Below are 20,446 nucleotides of genomic sequence, written 5' to 3' on the forward strand. Positions count from 1 at the left end.
GCAGCCGCCCTCACCACCGCACCAGGGAGCCCTGACGCTGTCGGAGCCGGTCGGAATCGGCGTCATGGCTCCATGACGCCGTCAGAGGGGCCCCGGAAGAGCCTTCCGCAGGGCTCTCACTCGGGGCCGCGGGTGCGCAGCTCGTCGACCTTGGCCATGGCCTCGCGCAGGTCGGCGAGCCACGTGTCGGCGTTGCGGCCCACCAGGCGCACGGCCCAGGCCAGCGCGTCGGACCGCGAGCGGGCCACCCCGGAGTCGACCAGGGTGTCCAGCACCATGCGCTCCGGCTGGCGCAGCCGCGTCATCACCGGGACGGACGCGGTGGTGAACAGCTCCTCGACCTCGCCGATCCGAGCGCCCCACGCCACCTTGCGCTGGTAGCGGTGCTCGGCCTGGCGGGCGATGTCGATCCGCTCCTCGCGCGTCTCCTCGCGGAAGCGCGCGATGCGCCCCGCCGCCGCGGCCGCCTTCTCGGCCCGCCCGGCGTCCGTGTCGGGGAAGTCGCCCTCGACCGGCGCCAGCTCGCCGACGATCACGATCTCCTCCCGGTCGATGGTGACGTCCGGCGCGCCGACGAACCAGCCGTCGGGCAGCCGGCCCCGCAGCCACGCCGCGGCGTCGCCGGTGTCCGGCAGGTCCGCCTGCTGCCACCCGCCCCGCGGCCCGCGGCCCTGCCCGCGCCCACCGCCGTGCCAGCCCTTGTGCATCCGTCCTGTCATCCCGCACCTCCCGCTGCGATGCTTACGAGATTACACCGCTACACAAGGCGCGTCGGACCGTTCTCCGAGGGCGGACGGGAACTCAGAGCAGGGCGGCCAGCTCCTCGGGCGTGGTGACCGGCCGGTCGCACACGAACCCGCGGCAGACGTACGCGGCGGGCCGGTCGGCGACGAGCGGGCGGTCGGCCAGCAGCGGAACCCCGGGCGCGTCCGGGTCCCCCGGGACGACGACGCCGCCCCCGGGCACCAGCGCCCGGGCCCGGGCGAGCAGCGCCTCGCGGTCCGGATCGCCGACAGGCCCGACCAGCGCGACCTGGGGCGGGCCGGAGGTCAGCGCCTCCGCCGCGGTGAGCCAGTGCCCGGCGAAGCGGGCGTGCCGGGCGAACAACCCGCCGACGGCGTGCACGGACTCCTCGGCCGGCTCCCGGTACCGGCCGGAGCGCTCCTCGTCGACCAGCACCGACGCGGTGAGCAGCGCGTTCGCCAGGGCCGAGCCGCCGGACGGGGTGGCGTTGTCGGTGATCTCGCGCGGCCGGTGCAGGAGCTCCTCGGCGTCGTCGGCGGTGTCGTACCAGGCGCCGGGGCCCTCGCCGCGGAAGTGCGCGACGGCCAGGTCCAGGATCTCGACGGCCGCCGCGAGCCGGGCCGGGTCGCCGGTGGCCTGGTGCAGGGCGAGCAGCCCCTCGGCGAGGGAGGCGTGGTCGTCGAGGACGCCCATGGCCGAGCCCACCACGCCGTCGCGCGAGGACCGGCGGAGCCGGCCGTCGACCACGTGCAGGCGCAGCAGCAGGTCGGCCGCCTCCCCCGCGGCGGCGACCCAGTCCAGCCGGCCGAGCGCCGCGCCGGCCTCGGCGAGCGCCTGCACCGCCAGGCCGTTCCACGCGGTGACGACCTTGTCGTCCCGGGCGGGCTGCGGCCGCGCCGACCGGGCGGCGTACAGCACCGCGCGCACGCGCTCCCAGCGCTCCGGGTCGTCCGGGTCGCGCAGCAGCTGCAGCGTCGACGCCCCGTGCTCGAAGGTGCCCGCCTCGGTGACCTCGAACAGCTGCGCCGCCCAGGTCGCGTCCTCCGGGTCGAGCACCTCGGCGAGCTGGCCGGGCGTCCAGGAGTAGGTCAGCCCCTCGACGCCGTCGGTGTCGGCGTCGAGCGCGGAGGCGAAGCCGCCCTCCGGGGTCCGCAGGTCGTGCAGCAGGAACCCGGCGGTCTCGGTGGCCACGCGGGTCGCCAGCGGCGAGCCGGTGCGGCGGGCCCAGTGCGCGTACACACGCAGGAGCAGGGCGTTGTCGTAGAGCATCTTCTCGAAGTGCGGCACCACCCAGGCGGCGTCGACGCTGTACCGGGCGAAGCCGCCGGCGAGCTGGTCGTACATCCCGCCGCGGGCCATCGCCCCGCAGGTCCGCTCGACCATCCGCAGGGCGTCGGCCGACCCGGTGCGCTCGTGGTGGCGCAGCAGGAACTCCAGCGTCATCGAGGGCGGGAACTTCGGGGCGCCGCCGAACCCGCCGCGCTCGGCGTCGAAGTCCCCGACGAGGCCGGCCACGGCGGCGTCGAGCACGTCCGGGTCGACCGCCACCGGAGGCGGTGCGACGTGCGCGGCGTCGGCCAGCCGGGCGGCGATCTCCCCGGCCGCGCCGCGCACCCGCGCGCCGTCCTGGGTCCACGCCTGCGTGACGGCGTCGAGCAGCTGCCGGAACGAGGGCATGCCGTGCCGGGGCGTCGGCGGGTAGTAGATGCCGCAGTGGAAGGGCTCGCCGACCGGGGTGAGGAAGCAGGTCATCGGCCAGCCGCCCTGGCCGGTCATGGCCTGGGTCGCCGCCATGTAGACCGCGTCGATGTCCGGTCGCTCCTCCCGGTCGACCTTGATCGCCACGAAGTCGCGGTTGACCTGCGCGGCCGTCTCCGGGTCGGAGAAGGACTCGTGCGCCATGACGTGGCACCAGTGACAGGCGGCGTAGCCCACGGACAGCAGCACCGGGAGGTCCCGGCGCTGCGCCTCCGCGAACGCCTCGTCGGACCACTCCCACCAGTCGATGGGGTTGTCCGCGTGCTGGAGCAGGTACGGGCTGGTCGCCTCGGCGAGCCGGTTGGACATGCGCCCACCCTGTCACCGGCCGCAGCGGCCCGCCGCCCGGACGGACACGCCTCGGCTCACCGCTGCTCGGGGCGCTCCCCGGCGGGCGTGCCGTTCTCCTCGCGGGCCTCCTCGGCGGGCCCCGCCTCGGTGTCCTCGTCGAACGTCCGCGGCAGCCGCCGGATCCGCCGGCTCATCGACACGATCAGCGCGATCGTGGCGACGGCCAGGCACAGGATGACCACGAGCGCGACCGGCGAGGCCTTGCCGAACTCCTCGCCCTTGTCCGCCGGGGGCTCCGGGTTCTGCGCCAGGACGGTGGCGACCGTCGCCGCCGGAGACACAGCGGGCACGCCGCCCAGCACGACCAGCACGTCTCGTCACTCCCGTCGCAGGTCAGGTCAGGTCCTCGGAGGTCCAGGCTACGCGGGACCGGTCGCCCCGCGTACGGCGCCGGTGCGGACCTCCCGCTCAGCCCGCCCGCAGCGCGGGCTCGCGCAGGCCCGCGAAGAGGTCGTCCTCCGGGGTGGGGCTGGGCACCAGCGACCGGACCAGCTCGTACTCCTCCCACGGCCAGATCTCGCGCTGCAGCTCCAGCGGGGTGAAGAACCACCGGCTGGTCGGGTCGATCTGGGTCGCGTGGGCGCGCAGCGCGTCGTCCCGGCGCTCGAACCAGTCCGCGCACTCCACCCGCGTGGTGACGCGCTCGCCCGGGTCCGGCCGGTCCTTCCAGTTGGCGATCCACTCGCCGTACGGGGACTCCAGGCCGCGGGCCTTCAGCCCCTCGTCGAACGCGAGGATCCGCTTCTTGGAGAAGCCGTGCGAGTAGTAGAGCTTGAGCACCTGCCACGGCGCGCCGGCCCCGGGGAACCGCTCCGGGTCCCCGGCCGCCTCGAACGCCGCGATCGACACCTCGTGCGTGCGGATGTGGTCCGGGTGCGGGTAGCCGCCGTTCTCGTCGTAGGTGACGAGCACGTGGGGGCGGAACTCGCGGATCACGCGGACGAGGGCCTCGGTGGACTCCTCCAGCGGGACCAGCGCGAAGCAGCCCTCCGGCAGCGGCGGCTTGGGGTCGCCCTCGGGCAGCCCGGAGTCGACGAAGCCGAGCCAGTGGTGCCGCACGCCGAGGATCTCCGCCGCCCGGGCCATCTCCTGCTTCCGGATGGCGGACATGTTCTCCAGGACGTCCGGCCGGTCCATCGCGGGGTTGAGGATGCTGCCCGCCTCGCCGCCGGTGCACGTGACGACCATGACCTCGTGGCCCTCGTCGACGTAGCGGGCCGTGGTGGCGGCGCCCTTGCTCGACTCGTCGTCCGGGTGGGCGTGGACGGTCATCAGCCGCAACGGCTCGCGTTCGGACGTCATGGGTGACCGGGGTCCTTCCGTGTCCTCGCGCCCGCGGTGGCGGGCGGGTGCCTCGCTGGGCCGGGGCGCCGCCTCGGCCGGTCGAGGCCGATCCTGGCATGCGCCACCGACGTTCTCTTCGCGGGAGGTCAACGCCGGAGCCCCCGCGACTCTTCCCCGAACCCCCCCACCAGCACAAACGATGCCCCGGGAACTTCCTCGGACGCCCGACCGTTCGCCGAAGGACCGCGCCCAGCGTTCGGTCCCGTGCTAGGGTGATTCCCACACGGCCCGCAGGCGGGTCGTGTTTTTCCTTACTCGGGGCCTGTAGGTGGACGGCCCCGATCGTGCCCGCGTGACATGCCGGGCGCCCGGCCCGCGCGGTGCGGTGCCCGGTTCGCTGGAGGAGTGATGACCGTGACGGAGACTCAGGTGACCTGGCTCACCCAGGATGCCTTCGACCGGCTCAAGACGGAGCTCGACGAGCTGATCGCGAACCGTCCCGTCATCGCCGCCGAGATCAACGCCCGCCGCGAGGAGGGCGACCTCAAGGAGAACGGCGGCTACCACGCCGCGCGCGAGGAGCAGGGCCAGCAGGAGGCGCGCATCCGCCAGCTCCAGGAGCTGCTGCGCACCGCCCAGGTCGGCACGTCGCCGACCAGCGCCGAGGAGGCCGCGCCCGGCACCGTCCTCACCATCAAGTACTCCGACGACGACGACACCGAGAAGGTGCTGCTCGGCTCCCGCGAGGAGGGCAGCCACGGCGACCTGCAGGTGATCTCGCCGAACTCCCCGCTCGGCGCCGCGCTGCTCGGCGCGAAGAAGGGCGAGGACCGCGAGTACCCGCTGCCGGACGGCGGCAGCATGCGGGTCACGCTCGTCGACATCGAGCCGTTCACCGCCTGAGTCCGGCCCCGACCACGCACGGTCCGGCCCGCACGGCCCGACCTCTCACGGCCCGAGCCGGGGGTCCCCGTCCGGCACGCCGGTCACCGTCACGCGGTGGCCGGCGTCCCGCAGCGCGGCGACCAGCTCGCGGCAGTGCTCCGGGCCGCGCATCTCCAGGCTCACGGCCACGTCGACCTCCCCCATCGGGACGGTCGCGCTGATCCGGGCGTGCTCGACGTCGATCACGTTGGCGCCGAGCTCGCCCACCCGGGTCAGCAGCGCGGCCAGGGCGCCCGGGCGGTCCCCGATCCGCACGACCAGGGACAGGTACCGCGCGGTCGCGGCCATGCCGTTCTGGATCACGTGCAGCAGGACCAGCGGGTCCACGTTGCCGCCGGAGAGCACCGCGACCACGGGCGGCCGGAAGTGGCCGGGGTCGTCGAGCAGCGCCGCGACCGGGGCCGCGCCCGCGGGCTCGACCAGCATCTTGGCCCGCTCCAGGCTGAACAGCAGGGCGCGGGAGAGCGCGTCCTCGCCGACCACGACGAACTCGTCGACGAGCGCCTCGACCTGCCGGTAGGTGACGTCCCCGGGCCGGCCGACCGCGATGCCGTCGGCGATGGTCCGCATCGCGCCCAGCGGCACCGGCTCGCCCGCCGCGAGGGAGCCCGGCCAGGCCGCCGCGCCGGCGGCCTGCACCCCGACCACCCGCACCTCGGGCCGGTGCGCCTTGACGGCCGCGGCGATCCCGCCGAGCAGGCCGCCCCCGCCCGTCGCGACCAGGACGGTGGCGACGTCCGGCACCTGCTCGAGGATCTCCAGACCCACCGTGCCCTGCCCGGCGATCACGTCCGGGTGGTCGAAGGGGTGGATGAGCACGGCACCGGTGCGCTCGGCGTGTTCGAGCGCGCCGACCAGGGCCTCGTCGACCGAGCCCCCGCCGAGGCGGACGTGCGCGCCGTAGCCGCGGGTGGCCTCGACCTTGGGCAGCGCGGCGCCCGCGGGCATGAACACGGTGGCGTCGATGCCCAGCAGCTGCGCGGCGAGGGCGACCCCCTGGGCGTGGTTGCCCGCGCTGGCGGCGACGACGCCGCGGGCCCGCTCCGCGTCGGACAGCCGGGAGAGCCGGGTGAACGCGCCGCGGATCTTGAACGAACCGGTCCGCTGCAGGTTCTCGCACTTGAACCACACCGGTCCGCCCACGGCCTCACCGAGCGCACGGGACCGCGCGACCGGCGTGGCGCGGGTGACGCCGGCGAGCAGCTCCCGGGCCGCCTCGATCTCCGCGATCCCCACCGGTGCCGCCGTCGAGGGACCTCGGTCGGCCGTTCGGAGGCCGGTCGTCCCGGAGTCGGCGTCCACCCCCGCATCGTGCCACCGGGCCCGGTAGCCTCGCGAACGGGCGGTTTCTCGGGGGAGGCACGATGCGGGGCGGGGTGGGTCACCGGACGGGTGGCGGGCCGAAGGGCGCCCGCGCCGCGGTCCCCCTGCTCGCGGCCGCGGTGCTCGGCACCCTCGCGATCGTGACCGTGGAGCAGGCGGGCTGCACCGATCCGGGGCACTACGTCCCGGTGCACGGCGGGTACGAGCTCGTCGGCGGCTGCCTCTCCCCCGACGACCTCGTCGTCCCCGCCGCGCCGGCGGCGCCGACGCCGGTGGCCCCCTCGGCCCCGGTCCCGCCGCGTTCCTGAGCGGTCCTAGGAGGCGGCGGCGTCGAGCGCCGTGCGCAGGTCCTCGACCAGGTCGTCGGCGTCCTCGATGCCGACGGACAGGCGGACCAGGGAGTCCTGCACCTCCAGCGGCGAACCCGCCACCGAGGCGTGCGTCATCTGCCCGGGGTGCTCGATGAGCGACTCGACGCCGCCGAGGGACTCGGCGAGGGTGAACAGCTCGGTGGAGGCGCAGACCTTCAGCGCCGCCTCCCTCCCGCCCGCGACCAGGAAGGACACCATGCCGCCGAAGCGGCGCATCTGCTTCGCGGCGACCTCGTGGCCCGGGTGCCCGGGCAGGCCCGGGTAGAGGACCTGCGCGACGGCGGGGTGGTCGACCAGCGCGTCGACGATCCGCTCGGCGTTGTCGCTGTGCCGCTCCATCCGCACCGCGAGCGTCTTGGCGCCGCGCAGCGTCAGCCAGGAGTCGAAGGGGCCGGGGACCGAGCCCACCGAGTTCTGGGTGAACCGGAGCTGCTCGGCGAGCTCGTCGTCGTCGAGCACCAGCGCCCCGCCGACGACGTCCGAGTGGCCGCCGACGTACTTGGTCGTGGAGTGCAGCACCACGTCCGCGCCGAGGGCGAGCGGCTGCTGCAGGTAGGGCGAGGCGAAGGTGTTGTCGACGACCAGCCGCACGCCCGTCCCGCGGGTGACCTCGGCCAGCGCCGCGATGTCGGCGATCCCCAGCAGCGGGTTCGTCGGGGTCTCGCACCACACGACCTTGGTGGTCGGGCGCAGCGCGGCCCGCAGCGCGTCGACGTCGGAGAGGTCGACGCTCGAGTACTCGACGCCCCACTGCGTGAGGACCTTGTCGACCAGCCGGTACGTGCCGCCGTAGGCGTCGTGCGGGATGACGAGGTGGTCGCCCGGCTTCAGGAGCACCCGCAGCAGGACGTCCGACGCTCCCATGCCGGAGCCGAACGCGAACCCGTGGCGCCCGCCCTCCAGCGCGGCGAGACACTCCTGCAGCGCGGTCCGGGTGGGGTTGGCGGAGCGGGAGTACTCGTAGCCGCCGCGCAACCCGCCGACGCCGTCCTGGGCGAAGGTCGAGCTGGCGTGGATCGGCACGATCACCGCGCCCGTGGTCGGGTCGGGGTCCTGGCCGGCGTGGATGGCCCGGGTGGAGAAGCCGCGCATGGCGGCGAGGCTACGCGGCCCCGGGCAGCCGCATCCCCACCAGGACCGCCCGATGGTCCGAGCCGGGCAGGTCGAGCACCGCGTAACGGGTGGTGCGGGCCTCGCGCGGGACGAGGACGTGGTCGATCCGGATGCCGGCCCACCGGGGCAGCCTCGTGTGCCAGGTGCCGGTCAGGCCCCGGCCGGTGCCCTCGGCGGCGTCGCGCACGCCGGTCAGCGCGCGGCGCAGCGGGGCGTGGTCGAGAGTGGCGTTGAAGTCCCCGGCGACGATCGGGGCGGGCAGCGCGGCGCTCCACCGCGCGATGCTGTCCATGTCCCGGGACCAGACGCGGGTCTGCCAGCGCCGCATGGGCGCCTGCGGGTGCACGGCGTGGAAGCGGCGGGCGCCGAGCCGACCGCCGCGGGCCCAGAGGTGCTGGCGTCGCAGCTCGGGGCCGGAGCCGACCTCCACGTCGCCCATGCGGTCGGCGACGAGCAGGGTGACGGACCAGCCGTCGGGCCTGCCGGGTTCGGTGGACACCCAGGAGCGGTAGCCGAGCCCGTCGAGCAGCGGCATCAGCTTGTCGCGGTACGAGCGCCCGGACTCCGGCAGCGACACCAGGTCGGGGCGCTCGCGGGCGATCAGGGCGGCGAGCGCGCCCGCGTCGGCCTTGCCGTCCCAGACGTTCGCGGCCAGCACGGTCAGGTCCGCGGTCCCGGCGGGCCGGCGGCGCGGGACCACCCGGGGCACCAGCCCGGCGGCCCCGGCCAGCGCGACCGCGCCGACGGCGAGCCCGGCCGGGCGGGTGGGCCGGGCCACGGCCAGCACACCTGCGGCGACGGCCGCCGCCGTGGTGGTGTGCGGGCGCAGCGCACCGAGCGCGGTGAAGGGGTACCGCCGGTCGAGCCCGAGCCGGTCCGGCAGGACGACGGCGGCGGCGCCCGCGCCGAGCACGGTCGCGAGCAGGGATCTCCGCATGGGCCAGACGGTAGCCGCGCCGGCTGAGGGGGCCCTGTGAGTGGCGGTGGTCGCCGTGGCGACTCTCGCCACTCACGAGGTCGAAGAGCTCGGTGCCCACACTCCCTTTCGGCCCGGGAAGGCGGCGGCGGTCGACCTGGTGGTCCGGATCCGGGAACACCTGATCGGTCGCGACGGGGGCCGTCGACCGGGTGTGCGCTGATCATCAGGTGGACGACGCCGTCCGGACGAGCGTGCAGCGCCTCCCCGGACGTGACCCTGCCCTACTCGGAGCTGCGACTGCTGCGCGAGCCGTGGGCGCGCGAGTGGCGACTGCCACCCGCGGCCGCGAGGCAGGCCCGCTTCCCTCGCGTCGCGGAGGGTCACCCCAGGAAGGCCAGGACGTCCGAGCGGGTGACGACGCCGGCGGGCTTGCCGTCGACCAGCACGAGGGCGGCGTCGGCGGCCGCGAAGGCGCCCATCGCCGTCTCCAGCGGCTCGCCCGCGCCGATGGTCGGCAGCGGCGCGGACATGTGCTGGTCGAGGCGGTCGGAGAGCTTGGCGCGGTTGGTGAACAGCAGGTCGAGGATGTCCCGCTCGACCACGGACCCGACGACCTCGGCGGCCATCACCGGCGGCTCGGCGCGGACCACCGGCATCTGCGAGACGTGGAACTCCCGCAGGTAGTGCACGGCGTCGGCGACGGTCTCGTTCGGGTGCGCGTGGACGAGATCGGGCAGCGTCCCGTCCTTGCGCCGCAGCACGTCGCCGACCGTGGCGCCGGCGCTCGGCGGCAGGAACCCGTAGCTGGCCATCCACGTGTCGTTGAAGACCTTGCCGAGGTAGCCGCGCCCGCCGTCGGGCAGCAGGACGACGATCACCGAGTCCGGCGGGGCGCTCTCGGCCACCTGCAGCGCCGCGACGACGGCCATCCCGCACGAGCCGCCGACCAGCAGCGCCTCCTCGCGGGCGAGCCGGCGGGTCATGTGGAAGGAGTCGGCGTCGGAGACGGCCACGATCTCGTCGCACACCTCCTTGTCGTAGGTCGTCGGCCAGAAGTCCTCGCCGACGCCCTCGACCAGGTACGGCCGCCCGGTCCCGCCGGAGTAGACCGAGCCCTCGGGGTCGGCGCCGACGATCCGCACGCGCCCGCCGGACGCCTCCTTGAGGTACCGGCCGGTGCCCGAGATCGTGCCGCCGGTGCCGATGCCGGCCACGAAGTGCGTGATCCGCCCCTCGGTCTGCTCCCAGATCTCCGGCCCGGTCGCCTCGTAGTGCGACGCCGGGTTGTTCGTGTTCGCGTACTGGTTCGGCTTCCAGGCGCCCTCGATCTCGCGGACCAGCCGGTCCGACGTCGAGTAGTACGAGTCGGGGTGGTCGGGGTCGACCGCGGTGGGGCACACGACGACCTCGGCGCCGTAGGCCTTGAGCACGTTGCGCTTGTCCTCGCCGACCTTGTCCGGGCACACGAACACGCACTTGTAGCCGCGGCGCTGGGCGATCATGGCCAGGCCGATGCCGGTGTTGCCGGAGGTCGGCTCGACGATGGTGCCGCCCGGGCGCAGCTCGCCGGAGGCCTCGGCCGCGTCGACCATCTTCAGCGCGATGCGGTCCTTCACGCTGCCGCCGGGGTTCATGTACTCGACCTTCGCCAGCACCAGCGGGGACAGGCCCGCGGCGATGCCGCCCAGCTTCACCAGCGGCGTGTTCCCGACGAGGTCGGAGATGTGCTCGGCGTAGCGCATGCCGTCATCGTGCCCGATCGCTCAGGGCGACGGGACGCGCGGTTCCGGCCCGGCCACCACGGCCGCCGCGGCGGCCACCACCCCCACCTCGCCCGCGGACCGGCCGCCGTGCCCGGTCCGGTCGGCGGGGACACGGGTGAACGCATAGGCCGTGGCCGCCATCGCGACCGCCAGCAGCACGGCGAGCACCGCGACGGCCACCCGCAGCCCCCGGGCCGGACCGGTGCGGGCGGCCTCCCGCGCCCGGCTCGCGGCGAGGAACTCGCGTTCGAGCGGGTAGAGCTCACCGGGCTCCGCGGTCGCGAACGCCTCCGCCTCCGCGAGCACGCGGCCGCCCAGCAGCGTCCCCTCGTCGCGGCCGCTGTCGTGCCAGATCCGCGCCCCGTCGGTCACGGTCCCGCGGGCGGGCCGCGCGAGGTCTTCCCGGACCCAGCCGGCCAGCCGCGGCCACGCCCGTAGCACGACGTCGTGGGCGAGCTCGAGCGTGCCCTCCCCGGCCACCAGGATCCGGGCGGCGACCAACGCCTCGACGGTCGCGTCGACCTCCGCGGCCGCCCCGGCGTCGAGCCCGTACGTGAGCCCGAACCGGCGGATGCGCCGGCGGACCGGGTCCGCGACGCCCGCGGTCCCCGGCACCCGGACCAGCCGCAGCAGCAGGGGGCGGACGAGCGCGCGCCGCTCCGGCGGGAGCACCTCGTACGCCGCCTCGGCCGCGCGAGCCACCGCGCCGTACACCCCACCGGCGGCGCGGTAGTGCGCGATCGTGATCTCCGGGCCGCCCGCCGCGGCGGTGCGTTCCCAGGCGGCGGCCAACGCCAGCGCGAGCAGGGGCAGGACCCCCGGTGGCGACGCCGGGGCCCCGGGCGGGACCTCGAGCTCGCCGAGCACCAGCTCGGCCAGCCCCTCCGCCACCGGGAAACCGGCGGCGCGGGCGGGCGCGGCGACGGCCTCGCGCAGCTGCGCCGCGCCCATCCCGGGCACGCGTACCGGATCCCCCGTGGAGTCACCGAGCGCGGCGAGGGCGTCCTCGCGGACCCCGAGCAACACGACGCGGCCCGGCGGCACCGCGCCGAGCAGGTCCCGCAGCCCGGCCGCCGCGACGCCGTGGTGGACGTCGTCGACCAGCACGGTCTCCGCCTCGCCGAGGAGGGTGCGGAGCCCCGCCGGATCGCAAGCGGGTTCGAGCACCGCGACCGCGCCCTCGAGCGCCGGGCGCACCCCCGCCCGGAGCAGCGAGCTCGTCCCCGCCCCGGACGGCCCGGCCACCACGACCACCCCGCCCGACGGCCGCACGGCCCGGACCCGCTCGAGCACCTCGGCCACCAGGTCGGCCCGGCCGGGCAGCGGCCCGGCGACCGGTGCGGCCCCGGGATACGGACGCAGACCGGGCGGCGGCTTCACCGGCGCCGCGGCCGCGCGCCGCAGGGCGGCCCGCCAGCGCTCGCGCACCGGGTCCTCCGCCGGCACGCCGAACGCGGTGAGGAGGGCGTCGAGCCGCATCGCGGAAGGCAGCGAGCGACCCTGGACGTAGTCGCGCACCGTGGTGAAGGGCAGCAGCGGGACACCCGACTGCTGGGTGCGCCCGGCGAGCGCCCGGAAGCTCAGCCCGGTGGCCTCCTTCATGCGGCCCAGCTGCGCGGCGAGCCCGGCCCGGTCGACGACGGCGTCCGGGTCGCCGGACGGCTGCGGCATCCCCGGCTCCCCCCGACGCGCCCCCGGGGGCCGTCCCCGGGTGCCGGGAGCTTAGGGCGCCGCGGCACCCCCGTGCGCCGTCCGGCAAACCTGCCGGACGGCGGGCCCGGGGCCCCGTCCGTGTGTACGAGGTTGTACGAGCCGGCCCCACAGCGCCTCTCCGGAGCACGGCGGCCCTCCGTTCGGACTAGATTCCTGGGTTCCGACACGGGCGGTGACCGGAGGGGCACGCCGTCGTCGCCCCTGTCGGCGTGCTCCCCACCCGGGCCCGAAGGCCCGGTCCCGAGCACCCGCGGCGCCCACCACCGCCGGGCGCCGCGGGCCCACGCGTCCCGTGCCCCCCGGGTGCGGACCCGCAGCGCGGACGGTGCGGAGCACAGTGCAGATCGAGGAGGCCGACGGCGCGTGCACGCGGGCGAGGCGGACGGGTCCCGCGGCGAGGAGGGCCCGGACACGTGGACCCCGGGCCGGCACCGTGCCCGTCGCGCCGGGTCCCCCGGCGCTCCGCCGACGGCGTTCCCGGCCGATCTGGACGCCCACCTCACGGAGCTGGCCCGGTTCGCCGCGGACGGCGACCACGGCGCGCTGGACGCCCTGCTGCGCGAGGCGAACCCGCTGCTGGTGCGCTACTGCCGTGGGCGGCTGGGGCACCGCGCGCCCGGGCTCGCGACCCCGGAGGACGTCGCCCAGGAGGTCGTGCTGGCGGTCTGCACGGCCCTGCCCCGCTACCGGGAGCTGGACACCCCGTTCATGGCCTTCGCGTACGGGATCGCCCGCAACAAGGTGGCCGACGCCTACCGGGCGGCGGCCCGGGACCGCTCCGACCCCTCAGCCGACCTCCCGGAGGCAACGGACGTGCGGGCCGGCCCCGAGGCCGCCGCTGTGGGCTCCTCGCAGCTGACGGAGCTGAGGGCGCTGATCGACCGGCTGCCCGCCCTGCAACGGGAGATCGTGGTGCTCCGCGTGCTCGGCGAGCTGTCCGCGGAGGAGACGGCCGCGGCCGTCGGGTCGACGCCCGGCGCGGTGCGGGTGGCCCAGCACCGCGCGCTCGCCAAGCTCAGGACCTGGTTGAACGAGGGGTGAGCGCGGTGTCGTGCGGCAGCCGGCCGCACGGCACCGCGCTCGGAAGGGGCCTGATCCCTCACTCGCGTTCGACGCGCCGCACCCCCGACCCCTCCCGCCAGAACTCGACGACGAGCCGGTCCGCGGCCTCGTTCAGCCTCGTCACCACGACCTCGGAGACGTCGGCGCGGAACGCGTCGCCCTCGGCCTCGCCGGACAGCGGCCCGGTGGGCACCGCCCGGCCCGCGATCTTCGCGTCGCCCTCCCAGTCCTCGGGCGCCCCCTCCGGCGGGTCCACGGAGGTGCTGTGCAGGGCGAACCGCGGGTCCCGGAGCAGGTCCGCGCCCTTGCGCGAGTGCGGCATCGAGCCGAACACCAGCTCGCCCGCCTCGAACTGCGCCTCGATGCCGGAGATCCGCGGCGCGCCGTCCGCCCGCAGCGTGGCGATGGTCTTGTGCGTGTGCGCGTCGAAGAGCCGGCGGGCCCGGGCGGCCAGCTCGGGGGCCTGCTCCTCGACGTCCTTCCAGGAGGCCATGGGGCGAGCGTCCCGCGGATCCCTGACAGCACCCGTCAGGAAGGGGGGAGGGCAATCCCGAGAACGCCGGAGCGCCGCGGACCGGTCCGTGAAGACCCGCCCGCGGCGCCCGATTGGCCGGGAGGAGGGGGACCCCGGCCGTCACCCGGGTGTGCCCCGGATGGCCCGACTCATTCCTGCCGCAGGTAGCTCAGCAGCCGCAGGATCTCGACGTACAGCCAGACCAGCGTGGTCATCAGGCCGAACGCGATGTACCAGGAGAACCTCGCCGGCGCGCCCTCCTTCACGGCCCGGTCGGCCATGTCGAAGTCCAGCATCAGGCTGAACGCGGCCACGCCGATGCAGACGATGCTGAACAGGTACGCCAGCGGCGACCCGTCCCGCAGGCCGAGGCCACCCGTGGTGAAGAAGCTCACCACCAGGTTGGCCAGCATCAGGACCACGACGCCGATCGACGCGCCCAGCAGCCACTTGGTGAACTTGGGCGTGACGCGCACGGCGCCGGTCTTGTAGACGATCAGCATGCCGACGAACACGCCGGCGGTGCCCACGATCGCCTGGAAGCCGATCCCCTGGAAGTTCGTGCCGGAGAACTCGAGCGCCCCGGTGAGCGCGCCGAGCGCGACACCCATCGACGCCGAGTAGAGCAGCACCAGGAACGGGTTGGTGCTCTGCTTGAAGATCACGATCAGCGACACGACGAAGCCGACGACGATCGCGGGCAGGGCCAGGCCGAAGAGCCCGGACCATGCCGTCAGGATGCCCGCGACCAGCGCGACACCGCCCGTGATCGCGGTCTTGACGACCACGTCGTCGACGGTCAGCGGCCGCTCGCCCGCGCCCGCCCGGCCGTACCCGGCACGCGCGGCCCGGGAGTCGGCGTAGGCGGCCCCGCCGCCCAACATGCCGCCGCCCTGGCGGTCGAAGGTGGCGTAGCCGCCGCCCTGCCCCGATGGCAGGTTGCGGAACGCCGGGTTGCTGGTGGTGCGCACCGGATCCTCCTCGTCGCGTGTCTCGCCGCGATACACGGTTCAACGTCGGCGGGCCCCGATCGGTTCCCGCTCGGTAAAGACGACTTTACCCAGCTCGCCCGGTGGGCGGCGGTCACGCGGCCGCAGTGCCCCGATCCGGCGGGTCCAACACCACACCGGCCTCCTCGATCGCCGCCTCGGTCTGCAGGCGCGCGAAGGGCCGCTCCCGCTCGGGGACCTCGGCGAGCGGCGGGCGCGCGACGCCGACCGCCCGGCAGAGATCGTGAAGGACGTCGTCGTAGGCGGCCAGCAGGGCGACCCGGCGGACCCGGGTCGTGGGCTCCCGGCCGCGCACCTCGCGACGCAGCCGATGCAGGTCGGCCACCAGCGACTCGAAGGACTGCCCGGAGGCGCACGGCGGGGCGGCGCGGCGGCACAGCCGGCGCAGCAGCTCGGGCAGCCCGAGCAGGACGGGGAGGCCGCGCGCGACGGCCCAGATCAGGAGCGTCGGCGCGACGGCGACCGCGACGTACGTCAGCACGCCGAGGACGACCGGGTGGTCAGCCGACACCCGCCCGAGGGTACCGAGGATCCGCAGGTCAGCGGGGATCTTGACCGACGTGCGTCCGGCCGTCGAGGAGGAGGCCGGTCCGGGTCCCGCTCGTCGGGGCCGGGCCGGCGGCCCGGCGCTCGGAGGACCCGGCCCGCAGCGCCGTGCTCGGCTCCTGACGACCTGCTAGGCGACCTGGTCCTTGGCGGGCGCCGTCCCGGCCGCCGCGTCGGCCTCCCCCCCGACCACGGGCAGCGCGGCGGTCGGGGTCGGCGGCTGGGCGTTCACCGTCGGCGCGGGCCCGTCCTCGCGCAGCCCGCGCATCTCCCCCTTGAAGATCCGGGCGCTCTGCCCGACCGAGCGGGCCATGCCCGGCAGCCGCTTCGCCCCGAAGAGGAGCAGCAGCACACCGACGAGGATGACGATCTCCCAGCCACCGAGGTTCGGCACGACGTGGTCCTTCCGTGTCGCGCGGGCCGGCCGACCCGCGCCGCGCGGCCCCGGCCGCGGTCGCCGTCGACCGCCGCCGTCGCGGGCCGCCCTCCTTCCCTGCAACGACCCGAGCCGCGTCCGGTCACCCCGTCCCGTCCGCGGCGACCCGGCGGGCGGACCACGGCCGCTCACGGGCGACGGACGGTGATCTCCGCGGTGCGCCCGCTCCCCCGGCGCCCTACCCTCACGGTCCCGCCCGCCGAACCGCGCGGGCACGACCTCCAGGAGCGACCGGACCGATGTGGGCCTTCTTCTCCCGCCGGCTGCGGATGTGGCTGATCCTCGCGATCGCCGTCCCGCTCGGCGGCTGGCTGGCGGGCAAGCTCGCGAACGTGATCGAGAAGCGCCACGGACCCACCACGGTGAGCCGCACGCTGCGGCAGGCCGGTGGCTGGCTGCAGCGTCGCTCGAAGGGCCCGCTCGCGGCGCGGACGACGGAGAAGGACCGCCCGGCCCGCTGACCGGCGGCGCCCGACCGGTGCAGAAGGGGGGCGCCGCGACCCTCCCGAAGGATCGGATCGCGGCGCCCGGCAGCGCGTGTTCGCTCCCCAGCAACACGCGGTGTGCCCTTACCTCGCACGGTGAGGGACCGGCGTTACCGGCTTGGACGAACGTACGTCGAACGGACGACCCCGGTCAGCTCGCGAAGCTCGGCCCGGTCCGGCGGACCGCGGCGGACCGACCCTTCGGCTCCTCCCACTCCTCCTGCCGTCCCAGGGCGGTGAGGTCCAGGAAGGCATAGGAGCCGCCGGTCCACTCGGCGCCCCGGGCGTACTGCGAGTAGGTGTGGAAGACGCGGTCGCCGTCGCGCAGGAAGCACGACAGGCCGGGTCCCTCGATCGGGTACTCGCCCTCGACGTAGTAGCCCGTGCCGGCCGCCGCGTGCTCCTCGGCGGTGCGGAAGTTGTACTCGACGGGCGCGACGGCCGGGTCGAGCGTGACGTGGAAGTCGTAGTTGAAGTCGCTGCCGTGGGACGAGTACCAGGGGAAGGTCCAGCCGCGGCGCTCCTTGTACCGCTGGATCTTGTCGATCGGCGCCCGCGAGACGTAGGCCAGGGTGGTGTCCCGCGCGGCGAGGTGGGCGCGCAGGCCGTCGTTCACCTCGTCGGCGCCCGCGGTGCAGCTCGGGCAGCCCTCCTCCCACTCCGGCGCGAACATGAAGTGCCCGACGAGCAGCTGCAGGCGGCCCTCGAACAGGTCGCGCAGCCCCACCTCGCCGCTCGGCCCGGTGAAGACGTAGTCCTTCTCGACCTCCACCATCGGCAGCCGCCTGCGGTCGGCGCTGAGCGCGTCCCGGGCCCGGGTCAGCTCCTTCTCCCGCTCCAACAGCGCCTTCCGGGCCGCCCGCCACTCCTCGCGGTTCACGATCTCCGGCAGGGTCATGGGTCTCCTCCTCGGATCGGTGTTCACCAGGGCCGACCCCGGCGGGACCCCGAACTCATCGGCGTGTACGAATTGTCCGTATTGCCGAGGAGGCCGCGTCGCGACAGGGTGAGGGCATGAACGCCGACGTGATCGTCGTGGGGGCCGGGCTGGCGGGTCTCGTCGCGACCGCCGAGCTCGCGGCCGCCGGCCGGCGGGTCGTCCTCGTCGACCAGGAGCCCGAGACGAGCCTGGGCGGCCAGGCGTTCTGGTCGTTCGGCGGGCTGTTCCTCGTCGACTCCCCCGAGCAGCGCCGGATGGGGATCCGGGACTCCGCCGAGCTGGCCCTGCAGGACTGGCTGGGCAGCGCGGGCTTCGACCGCGACGTCGACGACCCGGCCGGCGAGGACTTCTGGGCCCGCCAGTGGGCCACCGCCTACGTCGACTTCGCCGCGGGCGAGAAGCGTGCCTGGCTGCACGGGCTCGGCGTGCGCTGGTTCCCGCTGGTCGGCTGGGCCGAACGCGGCGGCTACCTGGCCGACGGGCACGGCAACTCCGTCCCACGCTTCCACGTCACCTGGGGCACCGGGCCCGGCCTGGTCGAGCCGTTCGCCGCGGCGGTGCGGGACGCCGAGCGCGCCGGCCTCGTCGAGCTGCGGTTCCGGCACCGGGTCGACGCGCTGAGCACGACCGGAGGGGTGGTCGACGGCGTGTCGGGGGCGGTGCTGGAGCCCAGCCCGGCGGCGCGCGGGGCCGCGAGCTCGCGCACGGAGACCGGGACGTTCGCGCTGACGGCCCAGGCGGTGATCGTGACCTCCGGCGGGATCGGCGCGAACCACGAGCTGATCCGCGCGAACTGGCCGGCCCGGCTCGGCACGCCGCCGGAGCACATGGTCACCGGCGTACCCGCGCACGTCGACGGCCGGATGCTCGCGATCACCGAGGCGGCGGGCGGCCGGATCGTCAACCGGGACCGGATGTGGCACTACACGGAGGGCGTCCGCAACCACACCCCGATCTGGGCCGGGCACGGGATCCGGATCCTGCCCGGCCCCTCGTCGATCTGGCTCGACGCGACCGGGCGGCGGCTGCCCGCGCCGAACTTCCCCGGCTTCGACACCCTCGGCACGTTGAAGACCCTGCGCGCCACCGGCCACGACCACTCCTGGTTCGTGCTCACCCGGAAGATCATCGAGAAGGAGTTCGCGCTCTCCGGCTCGGAGCAGAACCCCGACCTCACCGAGAAGGACGTCCGCGCCACGCTCGGCCGGATCCGTCCCGGCGCCCCGGCCCCGGTCGAGGCGTTCAAGGACCGCGGCGAGGACTTCGTGGTCGCCGCGACGCTGCCCGAGCTGGTCGACGGGATGAACAAGCTGACCTCCGAACCGCTGCTCGACGCGGCCGTGATCGAGCGGCAGATCGTGGCCCGCGACCGCGAGATGAGCAACCCGTTCACGAAGGACCTGCAGGTCAGCGCCATCCACAACGCCCGGCGCTACCGCGGCGACCGGCTCGGCCGCACGGCGGCCCCGCACCGGATCCTGGACCCGAAGGCGGGCCCGCTGATCGGCGTCAAGCTGCACGTGCTCACCCGCAAGACGCTCGGCGGGCTGCAGACGGACCTGTCCGGCCGGGTGCTCGACGCCGCGGGCACGCCGGTGCCGGGGCTCTTCGCGGCCGGGGAGGTCGCGGGCTTCGGCGGGGGCGGCGTGCACGGCTACCGCTCGCTGGAGGGCACCTTCCTCGGCGGCTGCCTCTTCAGCGGCCGGGGGGCGGGGCGCACGGCCGCTCGCGACACCGCGTGACGAGGTCCGCGACCCGATCGGCGCCTGATCCCACGGGCCGGCGGCCGGGTCGGCAGGGGGTACGCGAGGGTCCCTGGCGCCCTCCGCCTGGCCTGCCACACCCGCCGCGACCGGCTCCCACACCCCTCGGACGCGTCGCACAGGTCGTCGGCCGGGTGTGTCCCGCCCGGCGGGGTGTGCGGACCTGCGATGATCGACTGCGGCGGTCGGCGGCGGATCCTCCGAGCAGGCCGGCTCACCCCTGATCGCGTCGTCCACACCCCGTCGACGACGTGTGCCACGCGCACTCGTGATGTGCCGGGCCACCGGAGCGGGTGTGTCACGCCTCGACGGGTGTGCCTCCCGCGCCACGAGCGGCGACGTCCCGGGCGGGGCAGCGTCCGGGCGAGCGACGTCCCAGCCGGGCGACGCCCGAGCGGTCCATCGACGACGGCCACGACGGGCTCACGCAGGGGTGCGGCCCGGCCGCCGTCGAGCCGGCCGGGCCGCGATACCTCCGGGGGTGCGCGCGTAGCTCCCCAGTTGCGCGCGCGAGGCAGCTCCCTGTCGTGGCGGGCACCGGACCCCCGGCTACACGGTGCCGGGACTTAGTCTCGTCCACCCCGATCACGTTTTGGCTACCCCATCGCGCCGGAACGGAAACGGTGTGCCGGATATCAGCGAGATCGTCCGGATCGGCTCCCCGGGCGAGCACCTCGACCGCATGCGCGACAGCGTGCTCGAGGGGATCCGGGACCGGACCGCCCGCCACGGAGGCCCCGAAGGCGCGCCTCACCGCGCGCGCCGCCCGACGCACGACCGAGGCAGGACGCTCCGACCGCGGGGGTCGCCGAGGCCGTCAGGCCAGCTCGAGCGTGGCCCAGACCGTCTTGCCCGTGCGGGTGCGGCGGACGCCCCAGTGCGCGACCGCGTTGACGATCGTCAGACCCCGGCCGCGGTGCTCGCCGAGCCGCGACTCGCCGACGGTCAGCGGGGCGCCGGCCCCGGCGTCGTCGACCTCGATACGCATCCGGACCCGGTCGAGCACGGTGACCCGGACCCGCCGGGGCCCGCCCGCGTGCTCGACGGCGTTGGTCACGAGCTCGGTGCACACGAGTTCGGCGTCGAGCAGGGTGTCCGTCGGCGCGAGCTGCTCGCGCAGCCAGGCGCGCAGACCGGGCAGGCAGCTGGCGTCCCGGAACGCGGCGACGAGCGAGGCGGGCCGCGGGCCGTCCACGCGACGTCCGACCACGTCCGTCCTCTCGTTCGCCTCGACCATGGTCATGATGCGGCTGTACCCCGTTCGGCGGTCGTTCACGCGTCCGGTGGAGCACTCCCGCCGAGCCGCTGGGCCGGAGGGGCCTCCGCCCGGGGCCCGGGCCCGGTGCCCGCGGGACCGGATCCGGGCCGTGCCCGTCGCCGCCCGTGGCCGGCCGGGGTGCCCGCTC

Annotated in this window: 20 protein-coding genes; 5 read left to right on the plus strand and 15 right to left on the minus strand. The window is 75.5% G+C overall.

Annotation, left to right across the window (positions count from 1 at the left end; translation table 11 throughout):
- Positions 1-116 precede the first annotated feature (116 nt).
- The 4 genes from ACFQH9_RS17720 to mca all read right to left on the minus strand — a co-directional run bounded on the left by ACFQH9_RS17720 (position 117) and on the right by mca (position 4,155).
- Positions 117-719 (minus strand): hypothetical protein, encoded by a 603-nt coding sequence (locus ACFQH9_RS17720; RefSeq protein WP_379567249.1) that lies wholly within the window; start codon positions 717-719, stop codon positions 117-119.
- An 82-nt stretch (positions 720-801) separates the two neighbouring features.
- Entirely contained in the window at positions 802-2,811 is a 2,010-nt protein-coding gene (locus ACFQH9_RS17725) for a thioredoxin domain-containing protein (RefSeq protein ID WP_379567250.1), read from the minus strand.
- A gap of 56 nt (positions 2,812-2,867) precedes the next feature.
- Positions 2,868-3,164 carry a hypothetical protein gene (locus ACFQH9_RS17730; RefSeq protein ID WP_379567251.1) on the minus strand — a complete coding sequence of 99 codons (297 nt, stop codon included), beginning with the start codon at positions 3,162-3,164 and terminating at the stop codon, positions 2,868-2,870.
- A 97-nt stretch (positions 3,165-3,261) separates the two neighbouring features.
- Positions 3,262-4,155: a mycothiol conjugate amidase Mca gene (gene mca, locus ACFQH9_RS17735; RefSeq protein ID WP_379567252.1), complete on the minus strand. Its 894-nt coding sequence runs from the start codon at positions 4,153-4,155 to the stop codon at positions 3,262-3,264.
- A 396-nt stretch (positions 4,156-4,551) separates the two neighbouring features.
- Here mca and greA point away from each other — a divergent pair, with 396 nt between their 5' ends.
- The gene (gene greA / locus ACFQH9_RS17740) at positions 4,552-5,040 is read left to right on the plus strand and encodes a transcription elongation factor GreA (RefSeq protein ID WP_379567253.1); all 489 of its coding nucleotides are present in this window, start codon (positions 4,552-4,554) and stop codon (positions 5,038-5,040) included.
- Between the two features lie 45 nt (positions 5,041-5,085).
- On the opposite strand, the gene ilvA is transcribed toward greA, so the two are convergent.
- Positions 5,086-6,318, minus strand: coding sequence for a threonine ammonia-lyase (gene ilvA / locus ACFQH9_RS17745; protein WP_379567254.1), 1,233 nt, complete (start codon positions 6,316-6,318; stop codon positions 5,086-5,088).
- 128 nt (positions 6,319-6,446) lie between these two features.
- Here ilvA and ACFQH9_RS17750 point away from each other — a divergent pair, with 128 nt between their 5' ends.
- A complete protein-coding gene (locus ACFQH9_RS17750; RefSeq protein WP_379567255.1) occupies positions 6,447-6,713 on the plus strand; it encodes a hypothetical protein in 267 nt (88 codons plus the stop codon).
- 6 nt (positions 6,714-6,719) lie between these two features.
- On the opposite strand, the gene ACFQH9_RS17755 is transcribed toward ACFQH9_RS17750, so the two are convergent.
- From ACFQH9_RS17755 to ACFQH9_RS17770, 4 genes are all read right to left on the minus strand, one after another.
- Positions 6,720-7,868: a cystathionine gamma-synthase gene (locus tag ACFQH9_RS17755; RefSeq protein WP_379567256.1), complete on the minus strand. Its 1,149-nt coding sequence runs from the start codon at positions 7,866-7,868 to the stop codon at positions 6,720-6,722.
- Between the two features lie 10 nt (positions 7,869-7,878).
- Positions 7,879-8,826, minus strand: a complete 948-nt coding sequence (locus ACFQH9_RS17760) for an endonuclease/exonuclease/phosphatase family protein (RefSeq protein ID WP_379567257.1) — start codon at positions 8,824-8,826, stop codon at positions 7,879-7,881.
- 362 nt (positions 8,827-9,188) lie between these two features.
- Positions 9,189-10,550 carry a cystathionine beta-synthase gene (locus ACFQH9_RS17765; RefSeq protein WP_379567258.1) on the minus strand — a complete coding sequence of 454 codons (1,362 nt, stop codon included), beginning with the start codon at positions 10,548-10,550 and terminating at the stop codon, positions 9,189-9,191.
- 21 nt (positions 10,551-10,571) lie between these two features.
- Positions 10,572-12,242 carry an nSTAND1 domain-containing NTPase gene (locus tag ACFQH9_RS17770; protein WP_379567259.1) on the minus strand — a complete coding sequence of 557 codons (1,671 nt, stop codon included), beginning with the start codon at positions 12,240-12,242 and terminating at the stop codon, positions 10,572-10,574.
- A gap of 528 nt (positions 12,243-12,770) precedes the next feature.
- On the opposite strand from ACFQH9_RS17770, the gene shbA reads away from it, so the two are divergent.
- Positions 12,771-13,325: an RNA polymerase sigma factor ShbA gene (gene shbA, locus ACFQH9_RS17775; protein WP_379567390.1), complete on the plus strand. Its 555-nt coding sequence runs from the start codon at positions 12,771-12,773 to the stop codon at positions 13,323-13,325.
- Positions 13,326-13,383: 58 nt separating this feature from the next.
- On the opposite strand, the gene ACFQH9_RS17780 is transcribed toward shbA, so the two are convergent.
- The 4 genes from ACFQH9_RS17780 to tatA form a co-directional block, all read right to left on the minus strand.
- The gene (locus ACFQH9_RS17780; RefSeq protein WP_379567260.1) at positions 13,384-13,839 is read right to left on the minus strand and encodes a pyridoxamine 5'-phosphate oxidase family protein; all 456 of its coding nucleotides are present in this window, start codon (positions 13,837-13,839) and stop codon (positions 13,384-13,386) included.
- A gap of 170 nt (positions 13,840-14,009) precedes the next feature.
- Positions 14,010-14,831, minus strand: a complete 822-nt coding sequence (locus ACFQH9_RS17785) for a Bax inhibitor-1/YccA family protein (protein WP_379567261.1) — start codon at positions 14,829-14,831, stop codon at positions 14,010-14,012.
- A 112-nt stretch (positions 14,832-14,943) separates the two neighbouring features.
- On the minus strand, positions 14,944-15,381 hold the full coding sequence (locus ACFQH9_RS17790; RefSeq protein WP_379567262.1) for a hypothetical protein: 438 nt from the start codon (positions 15,379-15,381) through the stop codon (positions 14,944-14,946).
- Positions 15,382-15,546: 165 nt separating this feature from the next.
- Positions 15,547-15,810, minus strand: a complete 264-nt coding sequence (tatA, locus tag ACFQH9_RS17795; protein ID WP_379567263.1) for a Sec-independent protein translocase subunit TatA — start codon at positions 15,808-15,810, stop codon at positions 15,547-15,549.
- A 281-nt stretch (positions 15,811-16,091) separates the two neighbouring features.
- On the opposite strand from tatA, the gene ACFQH9_RS17800 reads away from it, so the two are divergent.
- The gene (locus ACFQH9_RS17800; protein WP_379567264.1) at positions 16,092-16,313 is read left to right on the plus strand and encodes a hypothetical protein; all 222 of its coding nucleotides are present in this window, start codon (positions 16,092-16,094) and stop codon (positions 16,311-16,313) included.
- Between the two features lie 175 nt (positions 16,314-16,488).
- Here ACFQH9_RS17800 and ACFQH9_RS17805 read toward each other — a convergent pair whose 3' ends face one another.
- On the minus strand, positions 16,489-17,235 hold the full coding sequence (locus ACFQH9_RS17805; protein WP_379567265.1) for a DUF899 domain-containing protein: 747 nt from the start codon (positions 17,233-17,235) through the stop codon (positions 16,489-16,491).
- Positions 17,236-17,351: 116 nt separating this feature from the next.
- Between ACFQH9_RS17805 and ACFQH9_RS17810 the strand changes: the two genes are divergently transcribed.
- Positions 17,352-19,019: an FAD-binding dehydrogenase gene (locus tag ACFQH9_RS17810; protein ID WP_379567266.1), complete on the plus strand. Its 1,668-nt coding sequence runs from the start codon at positions 17,352-17,354 to the stop codon at positions 19,017-19,019.
- Positions 19,020-19,857: 838 nt separating this feature from the next.
- On the opposite strand, the gene ACFQH9_RS17815 is transcribed toward ACFQH9_RS17810, so the two are convergent.
- Positions 19,858-20,283, minus strand: a complete 426-nt coding sequence (locus ACFQH9_RS17815; RefSeq protein ID WP_379567267.1) for an ATP-binding protein — start codon at positions 20,281-20,283, stop codon at positions 19,858-19,860.
- Positions 20,284-20,446 lie beyond the last annotated feature (163 nt).

The sequence above is a fragment of the Pseudonocardia lutea genome (assembly GCF_042658055.1).
Classification (GTDB): Bacteria; Actinomycetota; Actinomycetes; order Mycobacteriales; family Pseudonocardiaceae; genus Pseudonocardia; species Pseudonocardia lutea.